At 55.4% G+C, this 26,994-nt stretch carries 19 protein-coding genes; 16 read left to right on the top strand and 3 right to left on the bottom strand.

What is annotated here, in order from left to right:
* The first annotated feature begins 4 nt into the window (after positions 1-4).
* Positions 5-940: an isoaspartyl peptidase/L-asparaginase family protein gene (locus GSQ62_RS02220; RefSeq protein WP_161887993.1), complete on the top strand. Its 936-nt coding sequence runs from the start codon at positions 5-7 to the stop codon at positions 938-940.
* Between the two features lie 109 nt (positions 941-1,049).
* Here the strand turns inward: GSQ62_RS02220 and GSQ62_RS02215 are convergent, their stop codons facing one another.
* Positions 1,050-1,940, bottom strand: a complete 891-nt coding sequence (locus tag GSQ62_RS02215; protein ID WP_161887992.1) for a cyanophycinase — start codon at positions 1,938-1,940, stop codon at positions 1,050-1,052.
* A gap of 315 nt (positions 1,941-2,255) precedes the next feature.
* On the opposite strand from GSQ62_RS02215, the gene GSQ62_RS02210 reads away from it, so the two are divergent.
* Complete coding sequence (locus GSQ62_RS02210) at positions 2,256-2,747, top strand: ferritin-like domain-containing protein (RefSeq protein WP_161887991.1); 492 nt, start codon at positions 2,256-2,258, stop codon at positions 2,745-2,747.
* A 141-nt stretch (positions 2,748-2,888) separates the two neighbouring features.
* Here GSQ62_RS02210 and GSQ62_RS02205 read toward each other — a convergent pair whose 3' ends face one another.
* Positions 2,889-4,787, bottom strand: a complete 1,899-nt coding sequence (locus GSQ62_RS02205; protein ID WP_237586915.1) for a M1 family metallopeptidase — start codon at positions 4,785-4,787, stop codon at positions 2,889-2,891.
* A gap of 359 nt (positions 4,788-5,146) precedes the next feature.
* Here GSQ62_RS02205 and GSQ62_RS02200 point away from each other — a divergent pair, with 359 nt between their 5' ends.
* The 14 genes from GSQ62_RS02200 (at position 5,147) to GSQ62_RS02135 (ending at position 22,174) form a co-directional block, all read left to right on the top strand.
* Positions 5,147-6,880, top strand: coding sequence for a L,D-transpeptidase family protein (locus GSQ62_RS02200; RefSeq protein WP_161887990.1), 1,734 nt, complete (start codon positions 5,147-5,149; stop codon positions 6,878-6,880).
* A gap of 169 nt (positions 6,881-7,049) precedes the next feature.
* Positions 7,050-7,496 carry a plastocyanin/azurin family copper-binding protein gene (locus GSQ62_RS02195; RefSeq protein ID WP_237586913.1) on the top strand — a complete coding sequence of 149 codons (447 nt, stop codon included), beginning with the start codon at positions 7,050-7,052 and terminating at the stop codon, positions 7,494-7,496.
* 534 nt (positions 7,497-8,030) lie between these two features.
* Complete coding sequence (locus GSQ62_RS02190) at positions 8,031-8,537, top strand: helix-turn-helix transcriptional regulator (RefSeq protein ID WP_161887988.1); 507 nt, start codon at positions 8,031-8,033, stop codon at positions 8,535-8,537.
* A gap of 412 nt (positions 8,538-8,949) precedes the next feature.
* The gene (locus GSQ62_RS02185) at positions 8,950-11,355 is read left to right on the top strand and encodes a heavy metal translocating P-type ATPase (protein ID WP_161887987.1); all 2,406 of its coding nucleotides are present in this window, start codon (positions 8,950-8,952) and stop codon (positions 11,353-11,355) included.
* Positions 11,356-11,561: 206 nt separating this feature from the next.
* On the top strand, positions 11,562-11,744 hold the full coding sequence (gene ccoS, locus GSQ62_RS02180; RefSeq protein ID WP_161887986.1) for a cbb3-type cytochrome oxidase assembly protein CcoS: 183 nt from the start codon (positions 11,562-11,564) through the stop codon (positions 11,742-11,744).
* Positions 11,745-11,920: 176 nt separating this feature from the next.
* Positions 11,921-14,056, top strand: a complete 2,136-nt coding sequence (gene ccoN, locus GSQ62_RS02175) for a cytochrome-c oxidase, cbb3-type subunit I (protein WP_161891278.1) — start codon at positions 11,921-11,923, stop codon at positions 14,054-14,056.
* A gap of 98 nt (positions 14,057-14,154) precedes the next feature.
* The gene (locus GSQ62_RS02170; RefSeq protein ID WP_161887985.1) at positions 14,155-14,349 is read left to right on the top strand and encodes a hypothetical protein; all 195 of its coding nucleotides are present in this window, start codon (positions 14,155-14,157) and stop codon (positions 14,347-14,349) included.
* A complete protein-coding gene (locus GSQ62_RS02165; RefSeq protein ID WP_161887984.1) occupies positions 14,346-15,551 on the top strand; it encodes a c-type cytochrome in 1,206 nt (401 codons plus the stop codon). The genes GSQ62_RS02170 and GSQ62_RS02165 overlap by 4 nt, the downstream gene beginning before the upstream one ends.
* A gap of 360 nt (positions 15,552-15,911) precedes the next feature.
* The gene (gene ccoG, locus GSQ62_RS02160) at positions 15,912-17,315 is read left to right on the top strand and encodes a cytochrome c oxidase accessory protein CcoG (RefSeq protein ID WP_161887983.1); all 1,404 of its coding nucleotides are present in this window, start codon (positions 15,912-15,914) and stop codon (positions 17,313-17,315) included.
* Positions 17,316-17,376: 61 nt separating this feature from the next.
* Positions 17,377-17,853 (top strand): FixH family protein, encoded by a 477-nt coding sequence (locus GSQ62_RS02155; protein ID WP_161887982.1) that lies wholly within the window; start codon positions 17,377-17,379, stop codon positions 17,851-17,853.
* The gene (locus GSQ62_RS02150) at positions 17,850-18,563 is read left to right on the top strand and encodes a sulfite exporter TauE/SafE family protein (protein WP_161887981.1); all 714 of its coding nucleotides are present in this window, start codon (positions 17,850-17,852) and stop codon (positions 18,561-18,563) included. The genes GSQ62_RS02155 and GSQ62_RS02150 overlap by 4 nt, the downstream gene beginning before the upstream one ends.
* Before the next feature lie 171 nt (positions 18,564-18,734).
* Entirely contained in the window at positions 18,735-19,628 is an 894-nt protein-coding gene (locus GSQ62_RS02145; RefSeq protein WP_161887980.1) for a universal stress protein, read from the top strand.
* Between the two features lie 292 nt (positions 19,629-19,920).
* Positions 19,921-21,282: a DUF2254 domain-containing protein gene (locus GSQ62_RS02140; protein WP_237586909.1), complete on the top strand. Its 1,362-nt coding sequence runs from the start codon at positions 19,921-19,923 to the stop codon at positions 21,280-21,282.
* Between the two features lie 70 nt (positions 21,283-21,352).
* On the top strand, positions 21,353-22,174 hold the full coding sequence (locus GSQ62_RS02135) for an ion transporter (protein WP_161887979.1): 822 nt from the start codon (positions 21,353-21,355) through the stop codon (positions 22,172-22,174).
* Between the two features lie 66 nt (positions 22,175-22,240).
* Here GSQ62_RS02135 and GSQ62_RS02130 read toward each other — a convergent pair whose 3' ends face one another.
* Positions 22,241-26,884 (bottom strand): PAS domain S-box protein, encoded by a 4,644-nt coding sequence (locus GSQ62_RS02130; protein ID WP_161887978.1) that lies wholly within the window; start codon positions 26,882-26,884, stop codon positions 22,241-22,243.
* Positions 26,885-26,994 lie beyond the last annotated feature (110 nt).

Below are 26,994 nucleotides of genomic sequence, written 5' to 3'. Positions count from 1 at the left end.
ATATATGAAAAACATCGCCATTGCGTTACACGGCGGAGCCGGGACCATCACCAGGGCAGCCCTGACGGCGGAGCAGGAGAAGGCATACAGAGAGGCGCTGCGCGAAGCAGCAGAGGCGGGGCACCGGCTGCTGCAGGAGGGCAAGCCGGCCCTCGACGCCGTGGAACTGGCCGTGGTGCTGCTGGAAGACAGTCCCTTGTTCAATGCCGGGCGCGGCGCGGTGTTCACGAAGGAGGGGAAGCATGAGATGGATGCTGCCATCATGTGCGGCAGAACCCTGGAAGCCGGGGCGGTGGCGGGGGTGCAGGGCGTGCGGAACCCGGTGACGCTGGCGCGCGCCGTGATGCAGCACTCTGAGCACGTGCTGCTGAGCGGGCGAGGGGCGGAGGAGTTCGCCCGCGACCAGGGCATCCCGTTTGCCCCGGAGAGTTACTTCTTCAATGCCTTCCGCTACAGGCAATGGAGCGAGGTGCGCGACTCTGACGAGTTTATGCTGGACCACACGGAGCAGCCTGAAAAGAAGTTCGGGACGGTGGGGGCGGTGGCCGTGGACCTGGACGGAAACGTGGCGGCCGCCACCTCCACCGGCGGCATGACCAACAAGCGCTACGGCCGCATCGGCGACACGCCCCTGATAGGGGCCGGGACATATGCCAACAACAAGACCTGCGCTATCTCCTGCACCGGCCACGGCGAGTTTTTCATGCGGGCCGTGGTGGCATACGATGTCTCCTGCCTGATGGAGTACAGGGGATATACGCTGCAGCAGGCCTGCGACGAGGTGGTGCTGCATAAACTGGTGCAGTTTGGCGGGGAGGGCGGCCTGGTTGCGGTGAACGCCGCAGGAGAAGTAGCGCTTCCGTTTAACTCGGAGGGCATGTACCGGGCGAGCAAAAAAAGCAGCGAGGCCACCTTTGTGGGGATATATAAGGAAGGCTGAGTTTGCCAGTCCCGGTATCTCGCCCGCTCCGGTAGAAGGTCTGCCTGTGCAACCGGGGCCGTCTTTGGGGAGAAACCGGAACAGCGCAGGCCATATATAATCCTGCTACTCACTTCGCTTCCTGCAACTGAGCCTGCTCGTAGGCCTCCCTGCTTTTGTAGAAGCGCCTGGAACTGAAATCGTAGAGGTTGCCTTTGGCCAGCACGTGCATCACCATGTTGTCGATGGCGATGGGACGGCCTTTTTCAATTTCGTGTACATTGGTATAGGCGACGCTGTGGCCGTCGGCCACCACCACCAGGTTCGAGCCGATGGTCTCAATCAGGTGCCCCTCCGTCAGCAGGATGCCGGTGTCCTCCCCCAGGCCGACGCCGATTGTGTTGGGGTGGGTGACCACAGCTTCCATCAGGCGCCCGAAGCGGCCCCGTATTACAAAGTGTGTATCGAGGACCACGCCGCTGATCAGGTTCAGCCCGACACCCATCTTCACGGCCCCCCGCAGCAGGGATTCTTTGGCGCTTCCCCCTTTAATCATGATCCGCGACATGGCCATGGCCCCGGCGCTTGTTCCGGCAATCACAAATTCCTCGTGCTGGTAGCGGTGGCGGAGCACCTCGAGCAGGTCGGTGTTCAGGAACATGCGCGTGATGCGCGACTGGTCGCCGCCGCTGAACATGACCCCGTCTGCTTTCTTTAGCCGCTCCAGGTACTCGGGCAGCAGGGCGTCCTCCTCAGAGCGGATGTGCATCAGCCCCACGTCCTCCACGCCCAGAATGCCGAAGGCGCTCATGTAGCGCTCGCCCACCTCCTCCGGTATCATTGACGCCGTGGTGATGACCTCGATGCGGGGCTTCCGGGCAGGTATTTCCTGCAGAAAGCGCTTCAGTATTCCGAGTTCAAAAAAGTCGAGGTAGTACTTTCGCTTCGACCTGGGGTTAGGGTAGGTCCCTTTGTCTTCATTTCCGCCTATGGCTATAAGTTTTCCTGTAGGTATGTCCACTAATGCTCTGTCGTGATAAGTTATATGCCCGGCTTGATCCGGGCTTAGGTTTACTTCTTTTAGAGTACCCCATTCCTATATTTTCGTTTCATAAATGCGCCACCTGCGCATATTAGCACTTGTAAGACATATATACAACAGGCACAGTTACATTCTATTATATGAATAATGTTATATTGTATATAGTGGTGGTGTAAAAAATCAGGTGCTTCGCTAATAAAAAATCATATATCTAAACTCAGGCAAAGGTGTGCCGTATAGATAACACACATGGCTGCAAAGCCACTATTTTTTAACGCGAAACCTTTCCAAGCTATGAAACTTAACAATTTAAAAGACCTTTTGCTCCACGAGCTTCAAGACATTTACAGTGCTGAACAGCAAATTACGAAGGCGCTTCCGAAGATGATGAAAGCCACTTCGTCTGACAAGTTGAAGCAGGCGTTCGAGAAGCACCTGCAGGAAACCGAGCAGCAGATTCAGCGCCTGGAGAGTGTTTTCAAGATGATGGGAGTGAAGGCGAAGGGTGAGAAGTGCAAAGCCATGGAAGGCATCATAAAGGAAGCCGAGTCCATGATGAGCGAGAAAGCCGATGAGAGCGTGATGGATGCGGCGCTGATTGGTTCTGCTCAGCGGGTGGAGCATTATGAGATTGCAGCATACGGTACGGTTTGTACCTGGGCAAAGCAACTGGGGATGAACGATGTGCTGGAGCAGTTGGTGATGACGCTCGAAGAGGAGAAGAAGACCGATGTTTTGCTAACCAAAATTGCTGAAAAAACAGTGAACAAAGAGGCTGAGAAATAAGCCGGTGTTCCTTATGTCACAAGAGAGGCTCTGTACCTTCGCCCGGCTCAACATGCAGGCAGGAAGGTGACAGAGCCTCTCACATTTTACAATAAAAAAGGCAGCTATATTGCTGCCTTTTTTATTTAGCTGATTTATATATCATTTCAGGAGTTCATCCAGCGTGGCCGTGGACACGGCATGGTAGTTCGGGCGTGCTTTGGCATATATGGCCAGGGCTTTCTCCTTGCCCTCCGGCGTCTCGATAAGCGCTTTGTAGAGCGGCACCAGGAATTTTCGGCGGCCCACATGGGTCAGGAAGGTCTCGAGGGCCTGGTCGGCTGTTGTGTAGTTGTGGCGGATGGCGTGCAGGATCCAGGCCGCCAGTACTTCCGAGTTGCCGGAGTTGGTGAAGTTGAAGGCCTTGTCCAGTTCCGCCATCTGCTGCTGCGTCATCTCCTCGGGCAGCATCCGGATAAAGTGCAGCCACTCGTGGCTCGACCATTCCTGCGTTTTCAGTTCTGTGGCGGGCTTGCCGCTTTGCCAGTTCCGGAAGGCCCCTTCCACCTCTGCGAAGCGCGTGGAGGTCGGCACCACAAAGTCAGCAGGCAGCCCCGGCGTATACACCCATCCCTCGACGTTGATTTTCTCTGCCAGCGCTTCATCGCCTCTTATCAGTTCAGAACGCAGGAAGTCCAGGAATTTATCGGTGGTGGTGCTCTGGAAAGCGAAGGTGCCGAAGTAGTTATTCACGAAAGCATCAAACCGCTCCCGTCCTACGGCCCGCTCTATGTTCTGCAGGAAGAAGTTGCCTTTCTCATAGGCAATGTCCGTCAGCCCCTCGTCCGGGTCGCGGCCTTCCAGGTCCAGTTTCAGGCGGGTGTCCTCGCTTTCGCGGCCCAGCTCGTCCAGCGTATTGTTCAGGTCCTGGTAGCCCAGCACGTTCAGCATGTCGGCGTATTCCTTCCCATACAGCTCCTCCATGATGCGCCGCTCGAAGTACACCGTAAAGCCCTCATTCAGCCAGAAGTCGTTCCAGGTGGCGTTCGTCACCAGGTTGCCGCTCCAACTGTGCGCCAGCTCGTGCGCAATCAGGCTGGTGAGCGAACGGTCTTTGGCCAGCACTGTGGGTGTCACAAAGGTCAGGCGCGGATTCTCCATCCCGCCGAAGGGGAAAGAGGGCGGCAGCACCAGCAGGTCGTAACGGTCCCAGCGGTATTTGCCGTAGAGCTTTTCGGCGGCGTGCAGCATCTTGTCCATCTCTGCGAACTCGTAAGCGGCGGCCTCGATGGTGGCGGGCTCGGCATATATGCCTGTCTGCGGCCCTATCTCCCGGAAAGCCAGGTCGCCTACCGACAGCGCCATGAGGTACGACGGGATCGGCTGCTTCATCGCGAAGGTATATAGGCCGCTGTCGTTTTTCTCCACCGGGTTCTCAGCGCTCATCACGGCCAGCAGTTCCTGGGGCACTTTTACTTTTGCGTTGTAAGTGATACGGATGCCGGGGCTGTCCTGGATCGGTATCCAGGTGCGCGCCAGGATGGCCTGCGACTGCGTGAACAGGAAGGGGTGCTCTTTGCCGGCCGTCTGCTGCGGGTTCAGCCACTGCAGCGCAGCCGCTTCGGGGGAGGTGCTGTACCGGATGGTTACTTTTTTCGTGTCAGGCCTGACGTGTACGATGAGCGGCCGGCCCAGCGTCTTATTTCCCTCGCCAAGCTCAAAAGTCGTTTCTTCCAGCTCATCTCCCAGCAGCACCTGCTCAATGTGCAGGTTGCGGGTGTCGAAAATAATCTCGTTGGTGCCTGTCTTGTTTTCAATGAGATAGGTGGCCTGTCCGGTCAGTGCCTTGCGGTCAAAGTCAACAGTGAGGTCAAGGTCGAGGTGTTTGGCCACGGCCTCAGCGGGCCTGGCATAGCTGTGTACGTCGGCAGGGGCCGATGCTGGGGTGCTTTGTTCGTTCGTCATGGTCTGGTCCTGATTCGTGAGCTGGGTGGAGCAGGAGACAAGCTGTAGGGTGCCTGCCACACTCAGCCCCAGTAAGAAGCGGGAGTATACGTTCATAAATTATTTTGATCTGTGAGGTGAAGATACGCATTATAGCGCTTTCCCGGAAGCAGAGGCAAGCATCCTGCCATTTCATGTCCTTTTAACTTAAACATATAAGCTTGCCGCGCTGTTTTCATTTCTACTTTGGAAGACTTTTTGCAGAGGTGCCTGCTGCAGGGATGCACAGAAACCGGGGCCGCAGGGCCTCATAACTTTTTATCATGCTTTGGAGTACAAAGAGATAATATGCCTTTGCCAGTATACATAGCTGCTTTTAGATAGGATATTACCAAGAACAGGCTGACGGTTGCCACCGCTGCGTTAGCCTTTTATGAAGGCTATGTGAAGCAGCACCTAAACAGACAAAACAAGACATGAACCCTTATATCAAAAAACACCTTTCCACCCCCATACTCGCGTTTATTTGCCTCTTCGCCATTGCCGGCTGCAACCAGACTTCTTCGGGAGACGGGGGCATCGCTTCTGGCTTATTCGGGGAAGAAGCGCTGCCGCAAGCCACCACCGACAGCGTGTTTGTGCAGCGGTTTTTAGAGCAGCAGCCGGAGTTTAAAAAGCTGGAGGAACTGATGTTCGTCTTTTACGGCGACCGCAACTACCAGCTGGCGTGGTTCCGGGAGAACGAACCGGTGTCTGAGACCGAAAAGTTCCTGGCCGCCGTTGACAGCGCCGACAAAGAGGGCCTTGACCCGGAGAACTACCGTATCATGGACATCGGCAAAATGCTGGAGCAGTACAAGCAGCTGGAGCCCAGCGACTCGGCGCGGCTGGAACTGCAGCAGAAAATTGACGTGGCCCTCACGGCCTCTTACTTCAATTACGCCTCCGACTTTTACCGCGGCCGCGTTAACCCCAACGTCACCGAGGTGGCCTGGGATGTGAAGAAGAACAAGATAAAGCTGCACAAGGCGCTCCAGACGATTCTGAACGAGCGGGAGAGCACATACCCGTATGATGAGTTCGGGGCGCTGCACGCCGGCTATACGCGTCTGCGCGACAAGCTGCAGGAGTACCGTGTCTTGCAGAAGGAGGGCGGCTGGCCTAAAATTGAGCTGGCTGACCGCAAGGTGCTGCGGCCCGGCGACTCAGGCGCAGCCGTCATCGCGCTTCGCAAACGCCTGAACCCCGATGTCAGGTTAGACTCTGCTGACTCTGGCATGAGTGTCTACGATGAGAAACTGGTGCAGGAGGTAAAGAACTTCCAGATGCGCAACGGCCTGGCGCAGGATGGCGTGGTGGGAGGCAAGACCCTGGCCACACTCAACATTCCCCTCGAGGAGCGCATCCGCCAAGTCATGATCAACATGGAGCGCTGGCGCTGGATTCCGAAGCGCATGGTGCCTAAAAGCCTTGAGCAAAAGTTTATATGGGTGAACATCCCGGAGTACAAGCTCTATATATACGAGGACCCGGACGGCGAGCCGGACGCAGAGCGGCAGTACAAGGAAGTGATGGACATGCGCGTGATTGTGGGGAAGACCATGCACTCCACGCCCATTTTCAGCGACAAGCTGGAGTACGTGGTGCTGGCGCCTTACTGGAACGTGCCCAACACCATCGTGGAGGCCGAGATAAAACCCCATATGCTCCGGAACCCCGGCTGGCTGGCCACGCAGAACATGGAGGTCGTCACCAAGGACAAAGCCAGAAAACCTGTGTCACCCGAATCCATCGATTGGGAAAGCGTCACGAAGGATAATTTTAAGTACCTCGTGCGCCAGAAGCCCGGCCCTAAAAACTCCCTGGGAACCATCAAGTTCCTGTTCCCGAACGAGTATGCCGTTTACCTGCACGATACCCCGGCCGATGCCCTGTTCAGTCAGACCTCCCGCGACTTCAGCCACGGCTGTGTGCGGGTAGAATACCCGGTGGAACTGGCCAAATATCTGTTGCAGGACATGCCGGAATGGGATGAGGCTAGAATAAGAGATACTATGACAGGGGAAGAGGAAACCTGGGTGACATTGCCCACGAAGGTGCAGGTGTACATCGTGTACTTCACCAGTTGGGTAGACGAGAACGGGCAAATCCATTTCAGGGACGACATCTACGGCCACGACAAAGAGTTGGAGAAGGCTTACTTCGGGTAAGGGAGGCGGTACATTGTTAAAAGATACGCTCTCTGCCCCGCCAAAACACCATGCGATGAAAAGAAAAATATATAGCATATGCCTCCTCGGCAGCTGCCTCCTCCTGTGGCGTTGCAACCAGCCTGATGGTGGCGAAGCGAGCACCGGTGCCTCCTCAACGGAAGATACCTTGATAGACAGTGCCACAGCCTCCAGCGCACCCGTGGTGGAGGAAGCGCCGGACACTATCCTGCAGCAGGTAGATGATGTGCTGCTGCGGGCCACCGGGAACATCCTGGAGGAGATTGCATATGACCAAGACACCCTGGAGGTTAGAGCAGGTGCGCATGTAAAGCTAACCTTCATCAACGAGGGAGTGGATATGCCCATGGTGCATAACGTCGTTTTCACAACTCCGGACACGTACAGGCAGGTGGCGATAGCCGGTGCTAAGATTGGGGCTTCCGGAAACTACGTTCCCAATGATTCTGCAGTGATTGCTGCCTCGCCCATGGTTTTGCCGGGGCAGACGGTAGAGATGGAGTTCACGGCGCCCGCCGCGCCCGGCGTCTACCACTTCGTCTGCACCTATCCGGAGCACTGGCAACGAATGCATGGCGTTCTGCTGGTGAAGTAAAGTCAGCTTTTCTGAAACTTAAAGGGATGCCTGTGTCCGGTGCGGAGAAAGCACCAGGAACATGCATCTCTCTTTTATAGCAAATGGCTTAAAAAAGTACAATCCTGAAATATCACATCTGTCTCCTTCTTTACCGTCAGGAAATTCGCTGTTTCTGTCACATTCCATATTTGATCCGCTGTCCGTAAGCGGAGTTATAAATAAAGCACAGGCTGATAAACTGCTGAAAGCGATGCGTTTGTGGATAACTCGAGTTATCCACAAACGCATCGCTTTGTGCTGCCATTGTGTCATAAATGAGTTTGGAAGAATGATTTATAGCAGGTTCCAGCGCCAAATGCAGTAGAAAGCAACACTCCGATTTCCCACTCCGCAATATTCTTTCCGGCCAATGCTGTGACTTACATATGCAACTGTTTAGAAATGTATATACAAATGTAAACAGGTCTATTTGGAACGTTTTTAAATGAAATAAGTCATTGACTTACAATGTATAGATTCTTTAATAGACAATCTGAGTTGAACCTGATATAGATGTTGGAATTTAGCTTTTGTGGTTTGATGAAGATGATGTATATTACATTTGTAAAACAAAATACAGCATACATAGACAGTCATATGGTGGATCGGATACGGCAACTGATGGAGTATAAAGGCCTGACCTCAACGCAACTCGCCGACAATATAGATGTGCCGCGTGCTATCGTCAGCCATATCCTCAGCGGCCGCAACAAGCCGAGTCTGGACGTGGTGTTGAAGATAGTAAGCACCTACCGGGAAATAGCCCGTGACTGGCTGCTGTTGGGCGAGGGGGACATGCTAATCCGTTTAGCTACAGTTGGTAAGGAAAAACCGCAGGCCACACGTGCCGCTGCCCCTGCTTCTCTGGAGGAAAAGGAGGCACCGTCGCCGGCAGCCATAGCAGGAAAAGTACAAGAAGCATCAACTGCTGCACAAGCGCCCGCAGCCTCTGAAAAAGCCATTGAGCAAATCATGGTGTTCTACACAGACAAAACCTTCAGCACCTACAAACCCTCATGACGTAACCTGGAGCAGGTAACAAAACCTGTAATTTTGCTTACACCTGCTTGTATAGCTGTGAAGTTCTGGCTCATTTATAAATGATTATCCATTATATGATGAGTAGATGATAACATATACGTGTCTGATCCATTGATATATATGTGTAACTACCTGACCTGAAAGATGAAGCTTCTCAGCGGTTTTTTATTGCTTGTAAAGTCATTTGGTGTCACAAAGGGTTATCAAGCTACTTCTGCCGTTGGGCTGTAGATTGGCGGGGCTGATTTCCCTATAGATTCCTTTGTGCTTGCAGCTGTTTCCCTGTCTATATATAGCCAGTGACAAGAATCATGTCGGCTATTGACTTCCATCATCTTTTGCCGGGCTGTCGCCATTTACTTTTGCAAGAGACTATACAGAGAAAGTTGAGATGGAAGCCGCACTCCAAACCAATGTCCAGAATTGCTACCACTGCGGGGATGCCTGCGTGGAGGAGCTTGTCTTTGCCCACGACAAGGCTTTCTGCTGCACCGGGTGTAAAGCCGTATATGAACTGCTGGAGGAGAATAACCTCTGCACCTATTACAACCTGGAGGAGAATCCGGGAATTACGGGAAAAAAGCAGGCTTCCGAGTCGCGCTTTGCATATCTGGACGATACCGGGGTGGAGACCCAACTGATCAGCTTCAGGAACGAGCATATCTGCAAGCTTACGTTTTATATACCGCAGATGCACTGCAGTTCCTGCATCTGGCTGCTGGAGAACCTGTTCAAGCTCAACCCCGGCATTTCGGAGTCCACCGTTAATTTCCTGCGCAAAGAAGTGTCGCTGACATTTCTTAACCAGCAAACCAGCCTGCGCGAAGTGGTGGCCCTGCTGGCGCGCATCGGGTACGAGCCTGAAATTACCCTGGCAGATACCGACGGCCGTAAAACAACCAGGACAAGCCACACTCTCATCTATAAACTGGGCATCGCGGGCTTTTGCTTCGGCAACGTTATGTTGCTGGCCTTCCCCGATTACCTGGCCGTAACAGAGGGGCTGCAGCGCAGCTTCGGCTCCTTTTTCGGGTACCTGAGCCTGCTGCTCTCTATCCCGGTGTTTGTGTACAGCGCGCGCGGCTTTTTCACCTCGGCCATGGAGGGCATCCGGCAGCGGATGGTGAACATCGACCTGCCCATCGCCACAGGTCTGCTGGCGCTGTTCACGGTCAGCATCTACCAGGTCGTTACCGGCACCGGGCCCGGCTATTTCGATTCCTTCACCGGCCTCGTGTTCTTCATGCTGATCGGCAAATACTTTCAGCAGAGAACCTATGACACGCTTTCCTTCGACAGGGACTATACCTCTTATTTTCCCGTGTCGGTGACGGTGCTGAAGGGCTCCGGCGAGGAGGAGGCCACGGCCGTTCGTAACCTGAAAGTAGGCGACCGCATCCGCATCCGGAACCAGGAGCTTATTCCCGCCGACGCCATCCTGCTGCAGGGCGCCGCCCTGATCGATTACAGTTTTGTGAGTGGCGAGTCGGAGCCGGTGGAAAAGGTGGCGGGCGAGGTCATTTATGCCGGGGGGCGGCAGGTGGGAGAGAGCCTTGAGTTGGAGGTGGTGAAGGAGGTGTCGCAGGGCTACCTGACGCAACTCTGGAACGACAGTGTTTTCTCCAAGGAGGAGCAGCAGCGCGTGAGCACGTATGCCAACGCGGCCGGCAAGTGGTTCATCATCGTGACGCTGCTGGTGGCTGCCGGCGCGCTCGCCTACTGGGTGCCCCGCGATATGAACATGGCCATGAAGGCTTTTACCTCCGTGCTGATTATTGCCTGCCCGTGCGCTTTGTCGCTGGCCACGCCCTTTGTGCATGGCCATACCCTGCGGGTGTTCGGGAAGAATAAGTTTTACCTGAAGAACACGGCTGTGGTGGAAACGCTTGCCAAAATTGACACGGTGGTGTTTGATAAAACGGGCACCCTCACCGAGCCGAGCGCAGCCGAGTTGCACTATACCGGAAAGCCCCTGACGGCGGCACAGGAGCAAAGCCTGAAATCTATATTGCGCCACTCCACCCACCCCTTGAGCCAGCGCATTTTCCAGAGCCTGCGCGGTGAGCCAACAGCAGTGCAGCATTTCCGAGAGGTTGCCGGAAAAGGACTGGCAGGCGAGGCAAACGGCTATATGGTCCGTGCCGGATCAGCCTCCTATATAGGCATTAAAGAAGAAGCTGCGAAGGATGCACTTGAAACGGCGGTATATGTTTCTGTGGATGGCGTGGTGCTGGGGTATTACACTTTTTACAACGTGTACCGGCAGGGACTGGAGCATATACTCACGGATCTGCGTGACAAGAAGCTTGCCGTGCTTTCCGGTGACAACGCCCACGAGCAGGAGCGCCTGAGAGGCTTGCTGGGCCAGGAAGCGGAACTGAATTTTAACCAGAGCCCGGTACAGAAGCTCGAGTACATCCAGCATCTTAAAGAACAGCGCCACCAGGTAATGATGGTGGGGGACGGCCTGAACGATGCGGGTGCCCTGCGCCAGAGCGACGCCGGGATAGCCCTGACCAACAGCGTCACCAACTTCTCGCCGTCCTGCGACGCCATACTGGATGCCACTGCCTTTAACAAGCTGAGCAAGTTCCTGAGCTTCTCCAAAACAACCATGCTCATTATCCTGGCCACCTTCGCGGTGTCGCTGGTGTACAACGTCTTCGGGCTGACGCTGGCGGTGCAGGGGCTTTTTTCGCCCATCGTGTCTGCCATCCTGATGCCCATCAGCTCGCTGAGCGTGATTGTTTTTGCCACGCTGTCGGTGAAAATTGCGGCCAGACGGGCGGGGCTGTAACAACAGAAGTCCTTGCAGCGTGCGCACCTGCCCCGAAGCATTTCGGGAGCTCCCGCGAGTGGCTGGATTGTATATCCCAAGTGTCCGGGTTATATATAGCTGCGGCCTTCGGGGCAGACGCTCGCGGGGACTTCGGAGACCGCGAGGTCTTTAGAACCCCTTCGGCATATATAATTTCTAATTTTTAATTTCTAATTCATAAGGCCATGTACATCATCTTTTTAATGATAGGCGTCAGTATCACCGTGGCGGGCCTGTTCCTGGGCGCTTTCCTGTGGGCGGTGCGCTCCGGCCAGTACGACGACGACTACACGCCCGCCGTCCGGATGCTTTTTGACAACGATACCGCTCCCAAAGCAAAGCCCGGTTCCAGGGAGAAAGCCTCCTGAATTACCCGCGGCTGAGAACAATCACCCCCGGCTATGACATTCGTCATCTTTTCGCGCCCGTTCGCTGCAGAAATTTGTAGCCATCAAATAAGATAAAACTCAACACGCAATCAAAATGGAGGACACCGCACATGTCAACTAATGTAGCCAAAGTCTTAGAGAATGCGCCTGACAGGATGGTGCCGAAGGGCGCGGACCGGGGCGTGACCGACACGTTCTTTTATGACAACAAGATCGTCCGGGATTTTGGCATCGCCACCGTGTTCTGGGGCATTGCCGGTATGCTGATCGGGGTGATCATCGCCTTCCAGCTGGCAAATCCGGACGTGAACATGGGAACCCAGTATACCACGTTCGGCCGCGTAAGGCCGTTGCACACCAATGCCGTTATCTTCGCCTTTGTGGGCAACGCCATCTTCATGGGGGTGTACTACTCGCTGCAGCGCCTCTGCAAAACCCGCATGTACAGCGACCTGCTCAGCAAAATTAACTTCTGGGGCTGGCAGCTGATCATCGTGGCGGCCGTTATCACCCTGCCGCTGGGCATGACCACCTCTAAAGAATATGCTGAGCTGGAGTGGCCTATCGACATTGCCATCACGCTGATATGGGTGGTGTTTGGCTGGAACATGTTCGGCACGCTGGCCCGCCGCCGCGAGCGCCACATGTATGTGGCCATCTGGTTCTACATCGCCACCTTCCTGACAGTGGCCGTGCTGCACATCGTAAACTCCTACGAGATGCCGGTTAACCTCTTCAAGAGCTACTCCGGCTACGCCGGGGTGCAGGATGCGCTGGTGCAGTGGTGGTACGGCCACAACGCAGTGGCGTTCTTCCTGACCACGCCTTTCCTGGGCCTGATGTACTACTTCCTGCCCAAGGCGGCGAACCGCCCGGTGTACTCGTACCGCCTGTCCATCATTCACTTCTGGTCGCTGATCTTCATTTATATATGGGCGGGCCCGCACCACTTGCTCTATACCTCGCTGCCTGACTGGGCACAGTCGCTGGGGGTGGTTTTTTCGGTGATGCTGCTGGCCCCAAGCTGGGGTGGTATGATCAACGGCTTGCTGACGCTGCGCGGCGCCTGGGACAAAGTGCGTGAAGAGCCCGTGCTGAAGTTTATGGTGGTGGCGATTACCGCTTACGGCATGGCTACCTTCGAGGGACCGATGCTGTCGCTGAAGAACGTGAACGCCATCGCTCACTTCACCGACTGGATAGTGGCACACGTACACGTAGGCGCACTCGGGTGGAACGGCTTCCTGACATTTGCCATGCTCTACTGGTTGTTCCCGCGCCTTTACAAAATACAACTGCACTCCAGGAAGCTGGCGAACGCGCACTTCTGGCTGGGCACGCTGGGCATCCTTTTCTATGCCATCCCGATGTACTGGGCAGGTTTCACGCAAGGGCTGATGTGGAAGCAGTTCACGCCGGAAGGCACCTTGCAGTATTCTAACTTTCTGGAGACGGTGCTGCAGATTGTGCCGATGTACTACATGCGCGGGGTGGGTGGCGTGTTTTACCTGAGTGGCGTGTTCCTGATGGTATATAACCTCTACAAGACCGCCAAAGCAGGAAGCCTGGAGGCGAATGAGCGCACCGAGGCCCCTGTGATTGTGCCTGCCGCCAGCATGAACGCGGGCCACTGGCACAGCTGGATTGAGAAGCGCCCGACACAAATGGCTATATGGGCAACCGTTGCCATCCTGATTGGCGGTCTGGTAGAGTTCATCCCGGCCTTTGTCATCAAATCTAACGTGCCGACCATCGCCAGCGTGAAACCCTATACCTCGCTGGAGCTGCAGGGCCGCGACTTATATATAAAAGAGGGATGCGTGAACTGCCACACCCAGATGGTTCGTCCGTTCAGGTCGGAGACTGAGCGCTATGGCGAGTACTCCAAAGCGGGAGAGTTCGTGTACGACCACAACTTCCTGTGGGGCTCCAAGCGCACCGGCCCGGACCTGCACCGGGTGGGGGGCAAGTACCCGCACTCGTGGCACTACCATCACATGATGGACCCTACCTCTATGTCGCCGGGCTCCATAATGCCGGCCTACCCCTGGCTGTTTGAGCAGGAGGTAGATATGAGCACCACCCAGGATAAACTGGAAGTGCTGAAGAAGCTGGGTGTGCCGTACGAGGACGACTATATAGCCAAGGCCAACGAGGAGCTGATGCAACAGGCGAAAGGGATTTCTGCTGACCTGGCCAAAGAAGGCATCGAGGTAGCCCCCGAGAAGGAAATCGTAGCCCTGATTGCCTACCTGCAGCGCCTTGGTACGGATGTTAAAGTGAAAGAGTAGAAAAACGACATCCGTATCACGTATCACGACACACGACATTTGAGAAGTGTAATTCGTGATACCTGATACGAGATACGAGTGTCACAACTTCTAAAGAAATGTATAAGAACGTTTTGCAAGCCATAGACGGCATCGAGGTATACCCGCTTATCTCGTTCAGTATCTTCTTCGTGTTTTTCCTGGGCCTGATCGTGTACGTGGCCCTGATGGACAAAAAATATGCGCAGGCCATGAGCAGCATCGCTTGCGACAGTGAGGAGGAAGACAAAAACATTGATGGAACAAGAAGATGAAATCTTTAAGGAACATACTCGGAAAAGGCGGACTGGCCCTAGCGGCCGGGCTGCTGCTGCTGGGCACACCGGCGGCACAGGCGCAGGATGCCGTAGCCGGAAAGGCCATATTCGAGGGCAACTGCTCCGCCTGCCATAGCCTGGAGGCCGACGTGGTGGGCCCCGCCCTGAAAGACGCCCACAAGCGCCGCGGCGACGAGTGGCTGGTGAAGTTCATCAAAAACTCGCAGGAACTGGTGCAGGCAGGGGATAAGGACGCTGTTGCCCTGTTCGAGAAATTCAACAAGGTGCCGATGCCAGCCTTTGGCGGCTCCCTCTCGGATGAGGACATTGCCAACGTAATCGCCTATATCAAAGCAGAAAGCGACAAGCCCGCTGAAGCTGCCGTTGAAGTTCCGGCGGCACCTGCGGCTGATCCGGGTGCGAACGCCGTGGCTCCGGCCGAAGTGCCTTTTATGAAACTGCCGGCGCTGGTACACTTCACCATCGCATTAATCGGCGTTATTTTCCTGCTGATTGTGCTGGTGCTCATCATGATGTTCCGCCTGTTTGTGCCGATGCTGGGAGATTCTATCTACAACGGGGAGTTCCAAGGCTCATTTGCCGGGCGGGTGCTGTTCCTGCTGCGGGGTGACACCTCTCTCATGACAGGCAAGGTAAAGGACGAAATCCACTCGCACCACGACTTCGACGGCATACAGGAGTACGACAACGACCTGCCGCCCTGGTGGAAGACGATGTTCTATGCCAGTATCGTGTTTGCCGTGGGCTATATGCTGCACTACCACGTGTTCATGACCGGGGCGCTGCAGACAGAGGAGTATGAGGCGGAGATGGAGCAGGCCGCCTTGCTTGCCGCCCTGACGCCCGACGATCCGAATGCTGTGACAAACTATGAAGCTCTCACAGATGCCGCAGCCCTCGCGTCCGGCAAGTCCATCTTCAGCACCAACTGTGCGGCATGCCACGGCCAGGAGGGGCAGGGTACGGTAGGGCCCAACCTGACGGATGAATACTGGCTGCACGGAGGCGACGTGAACGAGATTTTCAAGACGGTGAAATACGGTGTGCCGGCCAAAGGCATGGTGCCCTGGCAGGGCAAGTTGACAAAAGACCAGATGCTGGAAGTGTCCAGCTATATCCTCTCGCTGCAGGGCTCTAACCCTGCCAACGCCAAAGAACCGCAGGGCGACAAGGAATAGATTTGGAGATTTGAAGATATAAGGATTAGGAAATGCCTGAATAGGCACTCCTCGAAAGCTGCAGGGACATCATATAATGTTCTTGCAGCTTTTCCTTTTTAAATTCAGCCCCATCACCGGAATAGATCATAAAACCAAGGCAAGTGTTGCTTTGAACTGCCATTGCTGACGACAATCACCGCGGTATATGACTTAGGTCATCTTTTGCGAGGTGGTGTTTTCAGAATTTTGTAACAGGAAATTTTGGCATTGAAGTGAGAAATCGGGCGTAACACGCTCCTCTTAAATCCACTCATTCAAAATTCACTCATTCAAAATTCTAAAAAGGCAGGAATAAAATCCGCACAATTTACCACTGCCATGGCAACAAAAGTAAAACCGACCGATGAATTTCGGGACCACATCTCGACCGTAGATGAACAGGGGAAGCGCGTTTGGGTATACCCCAAAAAGCCGAAAGGCAAGCTGTACAGTTACCGCAAGTACGTCAGCTACCTGCTGCTGGCGCTCCTGTTTGCCGGGCCGTTCATCAAAGTGAACGGCTTGCCGCTCCTCATGCTGAACGTAGTCGAGGGTAAGTTTGTGATTTTCGGGGTGCTGTTCTGGCCACAGGACTTCTTCCTGCTGGTGCTGGCCTTCCTGGCGCTCGTCGTGTTCATCATCCTTTTTACCGTTGTGTACGGGCGCGTGTTCTGTGGCTGGATTTGCCCGCAGACCATCTTCCTGGAGATGGTGTTCCGCCGCATCGAGTACGCTATCGAGGGTGATTACACGAAGCAGCGTGCCCTGGACAAAATGCCCTGGAACCAGGAGAAGATCCTGAAAAAGGGAGCGAAGACGGCTGTTTTCCTGCTGATATCGTTTCTGATCGCCAACATCTTCCTGGCCTATATCATAGGGGTTGATGAATTACAGAAGATCATCACAGAAGGCCCTTTTAACCACCTGATTGGCTTTGCCTCCCTGATAGCCTTTACGGGTGTGTTTTACTGGGTGTTCGCCTACTTCCGGGAGCAGGTCTGTACCATCGTTTGCCCGTACGGCCGCCTGCAGGGCGTGATGCAGGATAAGAAAACTGTGGTGGTGGCTTACGACTACGTGCGCGGCGAGCCGCGCGGCAAGCTGCGCAAGGGCCAGGAGCGCACCGAGGGCGACTGCATCGACTGCAACCAGTGTGTGCAGGTTTGCCCCACCGGCATCGACATCCGCAACGGCGCGCAGCAGCTGGAGTGCATCAACTGCACCGCCTGCATCGACGCCTGCAACGACATCATGCGCATGATTGACAAGCCGGAGGGATTGATCCGCTACGAATCGGAGGAGGGGATTGCCGAGGGCAAGAAGTGGAAGTTCTTTACCTCCCGCGTGATGGGCTATACCGCCGTGCTGGTGGTGCTGCTCACAGCCCTCAGCGCCCTGCTCCTGACCCGCGACGAAGCCGAGGCCACCATTTTGCGCACACCGGGCCAGCTCTACCAGAAAACAGAGCAGGGGCACATCAAGAACCTGTACAACATCTCCGTCATCAACAAGACCAACCACGACATGCCGCTGACGCTTAGGCTGCTGGACAAGGAAGGAACCATCAAGGTGGTGGGCAATGAATTAGTGTTGCCAGCGCAGGGGATTGTGGAAGGCGTGTTTTTTACCGAAATACCCCAGGAGCTTCTGACCGGCCTGAATTCTGAAATTGAGATAGGCGTGTACCACGGCGATCAGCTGATCACGACGCAGGAAACCAAGTTCCTGGGTCCGGCCAAATAGGGTGCATGATAAAGAATAACGACTCGATAAACGAATAACGGGTAACGAACAACGAAGCAAGATGAAATCTGCAGATAAAAATAAGAGCTTCACCCTCTGGCCATATGCCATTGTGGGGGCCATGGTGCTGTTCATGAGCTACATTGCCATGTTTGTGTACCGCGCCATGAACCAGGAGGTGGACCTGGTCAGCAAAAACTACTATGAGCAGGAAATCCGGTTCCAGGACCACATCGACAGGGTCGACAGGACAGTAGCTGCCGGTGACGTGGCGATTGAATATGACCCGGAGGCGCAAAACGTTCTGCTGCAGCTGCCGGAGAGTTTCGGAGGGCAGCGCATCAACGGCAAAATCAACCTGTTCCGCCCCTCCGACGGCAAACTGGACCAGGAACTGCCCCTGCAGTTAGGGCGCGACCTTAGCCAATTGGTAGAGACTGCTGAGTTGGAGAAAGGGCTGTGGAAAGTGCGCGTGAGCTTTACCGCAGACGCGAAAACATATTATGCCGAGCAAGCCATACAGGTAGTGAAACCATGATTTGGGCCGGCTTTTTATTTGGGTTAGTTGGTAGCTTCCATTGTGTCGGGATGTGCGGTCCCATAGCCATGGCGCTACCCTTTGTCGGGAGTTCCGGCTGGCGGTACTACGCCGGCCGGCTCCTGTACAACAGCGGCCGGATCGTGACCTACGCCACGCTGGGAGCGCTGGCAGGCGCCTTCGGCGAAACATTGCAGCTGGCTGGCCTGCAACAAACGGTGTCCGTCGTTTCAGGAGTGCTCATCCTTTTATTGCTGGTTGTGCCCGCCATGAGAAGAGGCAAAACCGCCAGCCTGCCGGGCACCGGTAAACTGATGACGTGGGTGCGAAAAAGACTGAGCTTCTACTTTCAGAAAAACTCGCTGGGCGCTCTCTTTATGGTAGGGCTGCTGAACGGCCTGCTGCCCTGCGGCTTTGTATACATCGCGCTGGCGGGTGCCATCAGCGCGCCGGGTGTGAGCGGTGCCATGTTATATATGGCCCTCTTCGGTCTGGGCACTTTCCCGCTGATGTTCCTGGTGTCGCTGTCCGGCAAGCTCATCAGCCTGAAAATGCGCAGCGTGTTCAACAGGGCCGTGCCCTATATAGGCATGACGCTGGCGCTCTTGTTTATCATGCGCGGCCTGAGCCTGGGCATCCCGTACCTGAGCCCAAAGATTACACACACCGCCGCCCACACCAGCGAGATTACCTGCTGCACAAAGCCCTGATAGGTAAAGGATTCTGAAACCGTAATAGAATGGCATTCAGATTTATTGGAGCTATATATAACTTGACTTCAAAATTATATATAAAAATAATAAAACTTCAGTTTAGGTTAATTCTCCCTGTCGCCAAATGCTGACAGGCCCCGTCATCAACAGGAAGGAGGACACATGTACATGAGCAATGCAACAAAAAAGATACTTGTGCCCATTGCAGTGGAGAAGCCCGCCGAGGGTTTGCTGCTGCTTAGCTATGCGGGCCAGCTTGCCGCCGTGCTCGGTGCCGAGCTGCTATTGCTCGGAAGCTCAGGTACGCCAACAGTTGCCCCGGCCGAGGAGAAAGGTGGTCTGAGACAGCTGCAGGCATTGGGGGAGCGGGTGCTCGGACGGGTGCCGGAAGACAGGGGGTATGTTCGCTTCAGCTGCCTCCTGCAGCCCGGCAGCCTGAAGGACGGTGTACATGCTGTGGTGCAGGGCGAAGGAATCTATCTGGTGCTGATGCAGGCAGAGTCCTACCCGGAAGGGGGCAGAGTGGGAGCCGCCGACCATGCTGCCGCCGTGATGGAGCAGGTAAGCTGCCCGGTGATGGTGGTGCCGACCGCTCAACCCTTTAAACGGGTGGGGCGTCTGCTATTCGCCACCGACTTAACAGACCAGGACCCGCAGGTGCTGGCGCAGCTAAGCGAATTTGCCGCCCTGGCCGGGGCAGCCATTACACTGGTGCAGGTATATAGCAAGGCAGAGCAGGAGCAGGGAGGAGAGATGGAGGCGGCTATTCCTGGCATTGAGCGGCAACTGGAGGGACGGGCCGCCGCGTTTCGGCTGCTGGAGGAAGAAGACGTATTGGAAGGCATCAGCAGGTTTGCGGAGCGCGAGGGGGCGGACATGGTGGTGCTGGCCACCCAGGACAGCTACCTGATGCAGCGCCTCTTCAGCGAGGCATACATCCAAACCAGGGCCTACCACACCCATATCCCGCTGCTCACGTTCCGGCAGTACAAGAGCAAGTTCTGCGCAGGCTGCCTCACCGACAGCAACAGCCTGCGCGCGGGCCACCGAGTGCCGGAATAGTTTTCTCAGCCACCCTATATATAAGTAAAGCCACAGGTAGCACGACACCAAACATTGGACGGATTATTGACTGCGTGGCATATGATGCTTCTATGATGCGCCAGGCTGATTTTGCCTGCATACCTAAATCTTTTTGAGACCCCACCGCCCTCCACTTTACAGCATGGCAATGAGGTTTCAGTTTTAAGGCTGATGAAAAGCTATATAGGATGCCTTTAAGGCACACACGTGCGCTTTTATTAGAACCAACCCGTTCCGGTTTAAGTACATGAGCAGGTAAAAGCTGCCGCAAATGGCAGAAACCATCGCGCCCATGAACACCATCACAAGCCGGATAAAGTTTGCCTACTCCTATATCGTTAACAGCATTGGCTTTCACACCACCTTAATTTCTCTCTCATTTTTCGGATTGGCCCTGCTGATGCTATATCTGGAGACTCTCGGGCTCAGTAACAGGGTGATGGACAACCTCCCTTTCATGATCATCACCAACCATGAAACCGCCCGGCTCATCCTCAGTTCCATCACGACCGGCATCATCTCCCTCACGGTTTTCTCCTTTACCATGGTGATGCTGGTGCTGAACCAGGCGGCCGCTAACTTTTCGCCCCGTGTCATCCCCAGCCTCATCTCCTATAAATCGAACCAGCGGGTGCTGGGCCTGTACCTGGGCACGCTTATATACACACTGGTGATAATGGTGAACGTGCGGGCAGAGTATTATAAAATCACGCTTCCTGGCTTTTCTGTTTTCCTGGCGATGTGCCTTACCATTTTGTGCCTCTGCTTTTTCGTGTATTTCATCCATTCCATCTCGCAGACTATCCAGATTGAGAGCATTCTGGAGAGCATCTTCAAGGTCACGCACAAGAAGCTGGAGGAGGAGATAAAACGCGACAGGGGGCCGGGCATCCCGAAGGTATTCACGCGGACCTCTGACTGGCAAACGCTGGAGAGCCCTGAGACTGGTTACCTGCAAAGCCTGGACGAGCACGCTGTGCTGAAAATCTGCTGTAACTATGATGTAGTGTTGTATTTTGAGAAGCCATTGGGCAGCTTCCTGTTAAAAGGCGCTCCGTTTGCGCGGGTGAGCAGACAGCATGGTGACATGAAGGAATTCACGGAGGAGTTTTTTGGGCATGTGAGTTTTTTCAGGGAGGAGCGGCCAAGCGAAAACTACATCTTCGGCTTCAAACATATCACCGAGAGCGCCGTGAAGGCTTTGAGCCCTGGCATAAACGACCCTGGCACCGCCCTTAAAGCCATTGAGTACTTGGCAGCACTGTTTGCCACGCGCATGCGGCTCACGGATGAAAAAGTGCTCTACGACAGCCATGGCAAAGCCAGGATCGGCTTTGAGCATGAAACGTTTGAGGATCTGTCCGAAATGTGTCTGAGCCCCATCCGCCTGTATGGCAAGGAGAACAGCACTATTATACTGCGGTTGCTGTTCCTGGTGCGCAGTCTCTTATATAAGGTGCCGGAATACCCGCACCTGAAGCCGGTGCTTTACAATGACGCCGCTCTTGTGCTGCTAGATGCGGAGGAGGCCATCAGCAACCCTGGCGACAGACGCAAAATAAACCGGAAGGTGCAGGAACTGAACAGCATGAAAATTTTGGACAGGGAGTTGCCCCTGCTGCAGGTAAAATAACAGGCGGCAGCTCGGCCAGGGTTATTTCAGTGTTGATTTTCGTATATAGCTCCAAATCTCATTCAAGCCTATGACCTCACCGCCTGATAAAACGCTGCGGCAGAAACTGTACATCATCCTTTTTGAAGCCGAGACGGTAAAGGGCAAGGTGTTCGACGTCATCCTGCTGGTGCTGATACTGGCAAGTGTGCTGGTGGTATGCCTCGAGAGTGTTCCGGAACTCCACGTGCGGTACCTGCCCCTCTTCCGGCTCCTGGAGTGGGCGTTCACAGTAATTTTCACAATAGAGTATTTTCTGCGGATATACAGCACGCCCCGTCCGCTGAAGTATGTCTTTTCCTTTTTCGGCCTGGTCGACCTCATGTCTATATTCCCCACCTACCTGAGCCTGGTGCTGGTGGGGAGCCAGTATCTGCTGGTGGTGCGGGTGCTGCGCCTCCTGCGCATCGGGCGTATCTTCAAACTCACCCGTTTTATCAACGAGGGGCAGGTGCTGTCGCGGGCCATGCGGGCAAGCGCCACCAAAATCCTTGTCTTCCTGGGCGTGGTGCTGACGGTGGTGGTTATCGTGGGGTCGCTGATGTACATCATCGAGGGAGCCGAAAGCGGTTTCACCAGCATCCCGGTCAGCATCTACTGGACCATCGTGACGCTTACCACCGTGGGCTACGGCGACATTGCGCCCGTTACTCCGCTCGGGCAGGTTTTGGCCAGCTTCGTGATGGTGATGGGCTACGGCATTATCGCGGTGCCCACCGGTATTGTCTCCGTAGAACTGGCCCGCTCCGACAAAAAGATAGCTACCACCCGTACCTGCCCCAACTGCCACCAGGAAGGCCATATCACAGACGCCAATTACTGTTACAACTGCGGATACAAGCTGCAGCAGTAACTGGCGCGGCAGTTTTATATATGGCTATATGCCAATGGCTTTATTTGTAATGATTAAAGTGGTTTATCAAATGGATAAGCTGGCTTGCAACTGCGCTATTACCCGGTCCAGCACTTGCTTTACCTCGGCAACGTCGCCGCCAACAGTCCAGAGGTCTGTCTGCTGCCTGGCGTTAGTCTCAATGCGCCGCACCACTTCCTTCAACGTTTCGATGCGCAGGGTGTCGATACTGGATTTGAGTTTGTGTGCTGCGGCGCTTACCCCGTCCCAGTCTTCCTCTGTCAGCTTTTGTTGCATGTCAGCCACGGTGAGGGGCACGGTTGAGACAAACAGCTGCTGCGCCCGCTGCAGAAACTGCTGGTTTCCACGCGCCAGTTTCTGCAGCACCGCCAGGTCATACAACGGATCTTCCGGGGTTTGCGCTTCTGCTGTAGGGGAAGCAGAAGCCGTGCCCTGCGCTTTCGCTCCGGCCTGGGGCAGCACGCCCGCTATTTTCATAAACAGCTTTTCTTCCTCAAACGGTTTAGAGACATAGTCATTCATGCCGATGCTGATGTACCTGTCCGCGTCTCCCTTTAAGGCATTGGCCGTGAGGGCGATAATAGGGACGCTGGCTTTCGCCTTGTCCGGGTGCTGCCGTATATGCTGGGTGGCCTCCATGCCGCTTAGTTCCGGCATCTGTATGTCCATCAGAACAACGTCATACAGCTTGCTGGCTGCCATGTCCACGGCTTCACGGCCGTTACGCGCCACATCCACAGTAGCTCCCCACCCCTCCAGAATAGACTGGGCCAGGAAGATGTTTACTTCATTGTCTTCGGCCAGCAACAGGCATATATGGCTGAGGCTGTTGTAGTCGATGTCCTCTTGTTTTAGCAGAGGCGCCTCCTCCCTGGATTTAGGGAAAGCAAGCCGGACTTTAAAGGTGCTGCCTTTCTTTCGCTCGCTCGCTACCGCAATTGTGCCGCCCTGCATTTCTATCAGCGACTTGCAGATGCTCAGGCCGAGACCGGTGCCGCCATACTTGCGCGTGGTGTCGGAGTAGGCTTGCGTAAAACCTTCGAAAATAGCGTGCAGTTTCGACTCCGGTATTCCGATTCCGGTGTCGGCCACAGTCAGCTCTATGGTCAGGGCGTCTGCGGTTTCCTCCAGCGCCTGGCAGGAGAGCGTGACAGAACCTGCCTCCGTGAACTTGATGGCATTGTGCAGCAGGTTGAGCAGCACCTGGTGCAGCCGGTGCGGGTCGCCGAGCAGGGGAGTGCGCGGCAGCTCCAGTGGTTTCAGTTCGTAGCTTATTTCCTTTTCCTCCGCTTTATATATAAGCGCCTGAAAGGCTCCTTTTACCGCCTCCGCCAAATCGAAGGGAATTTCCTCCAGCTCCATTTTGCCCGCCTCTATTTTGGAGATATCGAGGATGTCGTTGATGACCACCAGCAGGTTGTCGGCAGACGAGTGGATGATGTTGAGGTAATTCCGTTGTGCCTCGTCGAGCTGCGTTTTGCGCAGCAGGCCCGTCATGCCGAGTATGCCGTTCATCGGGGTCCTTATCTCGTGGCTCATGTTGGCCATAAAGTTCTCTTTTACCCGCGCCGACTCCTCGGCGGCCTCTTTGGCCTGCTTGAGATGCTGCTCCGTGTGCAGGCGGTCGGTGATGTCCTGGGCAATGCCGATGATATAGGGGGTTGCATCGGGCTCCTCCACCTTATAGTTTTGATAAGACAGGCTTCGCACGTCGCCCTCCTTGTTCAGGATGGTCATGATGCCGTTCACCACGGTGCGGTCATCGAACTGGCGCAGGTAATCATCGACATTAGGGCCATAGGAGGCGGGGAAGAAGGCGTTCAGGTTCCTGCCCACCATATCGGCGGCGGTGCAGCCGAGCATGTTCAGCAGGTAAGGGTTCACGTCGCGGATGGTGCCGCCGAGGTCGTGGGTGCAGAAGTATGCCTGGCTGTAGTTTATCAGGTCGCGGTAGCGCTTTTCGCTGAGCCGGAGGGCCTCCTCCGCCTTCTTTCGGGCCGAAATGTCGCGTGCCGCCGACTGTAACTTTGTTACGTCCCCCTCCTCGTTGAGGAGGGGCCTCAGGGTTATCTCGGCCCATAATACCTTCCCGTCTTTCCGGAGGATCCTGCACTGGTGCGTCACGCTCTCCTTCCGGCGCAGCGCCTCCCCGAATCCCTGCTCCCGCATCGCCTCCCGGTCTTCGGGGTGTATGATTTTGAAGGGCTGCATCAGCAGCAATTCGAGCTGTGAATAGGCCAGCATCTCCTCCGCCGCCTTGGAGGCATATATATAACTGCCGTCGGTATTGTGCAGGCTTATGAGGTCCCGTGAGTTCTCGGAGAGCAGGCGGTGCAGTTCCTCGCTGTGCCGCAGGCGCTTGTTGGCGAGTCGCTGCTCTGTGATGTTGGTGGAGATGCCCAGCGCATGCACCTGGCCGTCGGCAGTTACGAGCGGCTTTTTGATGGTGCTGAACCATTTCACCTCGCCGTCGCTGCCCGTGAAGCGCTCCTGCAGCTTTATCTCCCTGTTCTCCTCTATAACCTGCCGGTCCGTGCCCAGGTAGAAGCGCGCCTCTTTCTTGTTTATATATAAATCCGCTGCGTTCCGGCCTTCCACTTCCGCCACTGTGCGGCCAAGGAGCGCCGCAAACTCTTGGTTCACCAGGATAAAGTTGCCCGCGCCGTCTTTTACATAAATGAGGCTGGGGCTGGAGTCGAGCACCAGTTGGATAAAGTCATTTTTTGCCTTTACCTCCAGAGCCGCGCGCTTCTCTTCGGTCGTGTCGCGGATAATGGCCAGCACTTCGTTCTGGTTATATTTTACAAGGCGGCTCTCGTAAAAGCGGGTTCCTTCCGGCAGGGCCAGGTCATATTCTTTCTTCGCCGGCCTGCCTGTCTGAAGCACCTTGTGCAGCAGCGCCATCATCTCTTCATACAGCTGCTCCGAGACCAGGCTGCTGATGTTGCAGCCGATTGCCTCGCTCTTCGGCACCATCAGGTGCTTCTGGTCCACATCGTTCATATCCACCACATCGCCCTTGCTGTCGATGATGAACATGAGGTCCGGGACAGCGGCGAGCACTGTCCGGTTCCTGGCCTCGCTGGCCGATACAACCGCCTGCGCCCGTTTCAGCTCCGTGATATTCAGCCCGTAGCCGATTATATATTGCAGCTCTCCGTCCTTGCCGAGAACGGGCTTGTGCCGGCGGATGAAACTGGATATGTTACCGTCCTTGTCCGGTAGCGCCTCCTCAAACTCCACCAGTTTTTTCGTTTGCCGCACCTGATCCAGGGCGCACATGCGTGCCTGCAGGCGCTTCTCCGTAAAGCCCCGGTACTGGCGGTATTCTTCGTTTGTCTTCCCGATAAGCCACCGGCGCATTTCCGGGTCGGCCACGGCGGCCGGGTTCAGGAACAGGTACCGCATCTTGTTGTCGAAAACGGCCACATCGGAGGGGATATGGTTCAGGATGGCTTCGTAAAACTCTTTCTGCTGCTGCAGTTCCAGGCCTTGCTGCCGGAGCCGTGTCACGTCCTCCGCAGAGCCTATCACCTGCTTCACCTGTCCGTTGTCCCGCCGCCGGAACACACGCTCGCGGCAGTTGAGAATTTTTATTTCGCCGTTTTTGCAGCGGGCCCGGTACTCCAGTTCCAGAATGTCGCCATCGGCGGCCTGCAGCAGGCGGCACACGTGGGCGTACAACTTTTCGTGGTCCTGGGGCATTATCATCGTCGACAGCACCTCGTCGCCCATTGCCGCGATGTCCTCGTGCGAATAACCCAGCACATGGCGCACCTGGTCGTTCACGAACACATGCCCGCCGTCTTCCAGGTCGTATATATACACCAGGTTCGGGATGGTGTGGGTGATGGTGTGGGCCAGTTTCTGCGATTCCTGCAGGGCCTTTTCCGCGATTCTACGCTTGGTGATGTCCGACATGTAGATATTGAAGTAACCTTTGTCGGGGCGGGGCGTGATGAGGGTGGCGTAGTAGCGCTTGGCTATATGTAATTCCAGGGAGGCCGGGCCAGATTCACCGTCGAGCCCAAGCTTGCTGATATGCAGCAGGAGCAGGCGGCGGAAACCTGCCAGCCGTTTCCCAGTCAGTGACTCCAGGAGCCGCCCGCCTGCCACGTTAACGAAAAGAATCTCCCCAGCGAAGCTGAGGCGCAGGATGGGGTTGGGGTATTCTTCCTGCAACTCCGACTGCAGTTCCAGTTCCCGCAGCCTCCTGTGCGTCAGGGTCACGTCGCGGTAAAGCCAGATGGTTCCGCCGGCTTCGGAGTCTGCCAGCGGCAGTTGCTCCCGTTCCAGCACCTTGTCCGGTGTTTGCTCCGATTCGGTGGCAGCGAGCAACATCCGGCCAGCGCCGGAGAAGTCCCGCTGGTGGCGGAAAGGAAGATTCTGCTCAAACTCCTGCAACGGCGTACCTATATATAAGGAAGGAGGGTGCGGGAGACCCAGCAGGGCGCACAGTTCCCCGTTCAGCAGGATGATGCTGCCTTCAGGGTCTGTCAGCAGGGCCGGGGCGCTCAGGTGCTGCAGCAGTTTCTCCGCCCCCTGGCGCAGGGGCGTGCGTGTGGCTGCAGCGAACAGGCTTTCCAGCTCGCTCTTCCGGGCCTCCGCCAGTTGCTCTGCGGCCTGCCGCGCCCGTCGTTCTGCGGCCAGCTCCAGCAGCAGCGCTTCTTCCATCATGATATCCTTCATATATGCGTAATAGGTATTAGACGTGCTTCTGCTATAGAAAAAATAGTGTTGCCATGAATTGTATTTTGCCCCGCCCTACCTTCTCCATGGATGGCGTATGGAGCAGCGGG

Source organism: Pontibacter russatus (genome assembly GCF_009931655.1).
Taxonomy (GTDB): domain Bacteria; phylum Bacteroidota; class Bacteroidia; order Cytophagales; family Hymenobacteraceae; genus Pontibacter; species Pontibacter russatus.
Note: the sequence above shows the minus strand (reverse complement) of the source record. Positions and strands in the feature narration are given on the sequence as shown.

Excerpts from the sequence above, each read along its gene's own strand:
- GSQ62_RS02220 (WP_161887993.1), top strand. The coding sequence starts at position 5 with ATGAAAAACATCGCCATTGCGTTACACGGCGGAGCCGGGACCATCACC.
- GSQ62_RS02210 (WP_161887991.1), top strand. The coding sequence starts at position 2,256 with ATGAAACTTAACAATTTAAAAGACCTTTTGCTCCACGAGCTTCAAGAC.
- GSQ62_RS02205 (WP_237586915.1), bottom strand. The coding sequence starts at position 4,787 with ATGAACGTATACTCCCGCTTCTTACTGGGGCTGAGTGTGGCAGGCACC.
- GSQ62_RS02200 (WP_161887990.1), top strand. The coding sequence starts at position 5,147 with ATGAACCCTTATATCAAAAAACACCTTTCCACCCCCATACTCGCGTTT.
- GSQ62_RS02190 (WP_161887988.1), top strand. The coding sequence starts at position 8,031 with ATGTTGGAATTTAGCTTTTGTGGTTTGATGAAGATGATGTATATTACA.
- GSQ62_RS02185 (WP_161887987.1), top strand. The coding sequence starts at position 8,950 with ATGGAAGCCGCACTCCAAACCAATGTCCAGAATTGCTACCACTGCGGG.
- ccoS (WP_161887986.1), top strand. The coding sequence starts at position 11,562 with ATGTACATCATCTTTTTAATGATAGGCGTCAGTATCACCGTGGCGGGC.
- ccoN (WP_161891278.1), top strand. The coding sequence starts at position 11,921 with ATGGTGCCGAAGGGCGCGGACCGGGGCGTGACCGACACGTTCTTTTAT.
- GSQ62_RS02170 (WP_161887985.1), top strand. The coding sequence starts at position 14,155 with ATGTATAAGAACGTTTTGCAAGCCATAGACGGCATCGAGGTATACCCG.
- GSQ62_RS02165 (WP_161887984.1), top strand. The coding sequence starts at position 14,346 with ATGAAATCTTTAAGGAACATACTCGGAAAAGGCGGACTGGCCCTAGCG.
- ccoG (WP_161887983.1), top strand. The coding sequence starts at position 15,912 with ATGGCAACAAAAGTAAAACCGACCGATGAATTTCGGGACCACATCTCG.
- GSQ62_RS02155 (WP_161887982.1), top strand. The coding sequence starts at position 17,377 with ATGAAATCTGCAGATAAAAATAAGAGCTTCACCCTCTGGCCATATGCC.
- GSQ62_RS02150 (WP_161887981.1), top strand. The coding sequence starts at position 17,850 with ATGATTTGGGCCGGCTTTTTATTTGGGTTAGTTGGTAGCTTCCATTGT.
- GSQ62_RS02145 (WP_161887980.1), top strand. The coding sequence starts at position 18,735 with ATGAGCAATGCAACAAAAAAGATACTTGTGCCCATTGCAGTGGAGAAG.
- GSQ62_RS02140 (WP_237586909.1), top strand. The coding sequence starts at position 19,921 with ATGGCAGAAACCATCGCGCCCATGAACACCATCACAAGCCGGATAAAG.
- GSQ62_RS02135 (WP_161887979.1), top strand. The coding sequence starts at position 21,353 with ATGACCTCACCGCCTGATAAAACGCTGCGGCAGAAACTGTACATCATC.
- GSQ62_RS02130 (WP_161887978.1), bottom strand. The coding sequence starts at position 26,884 with ATGAAGGATATCATGATGGAAGAAGCGCTGCTGCTGGAGCTGGCCGCA.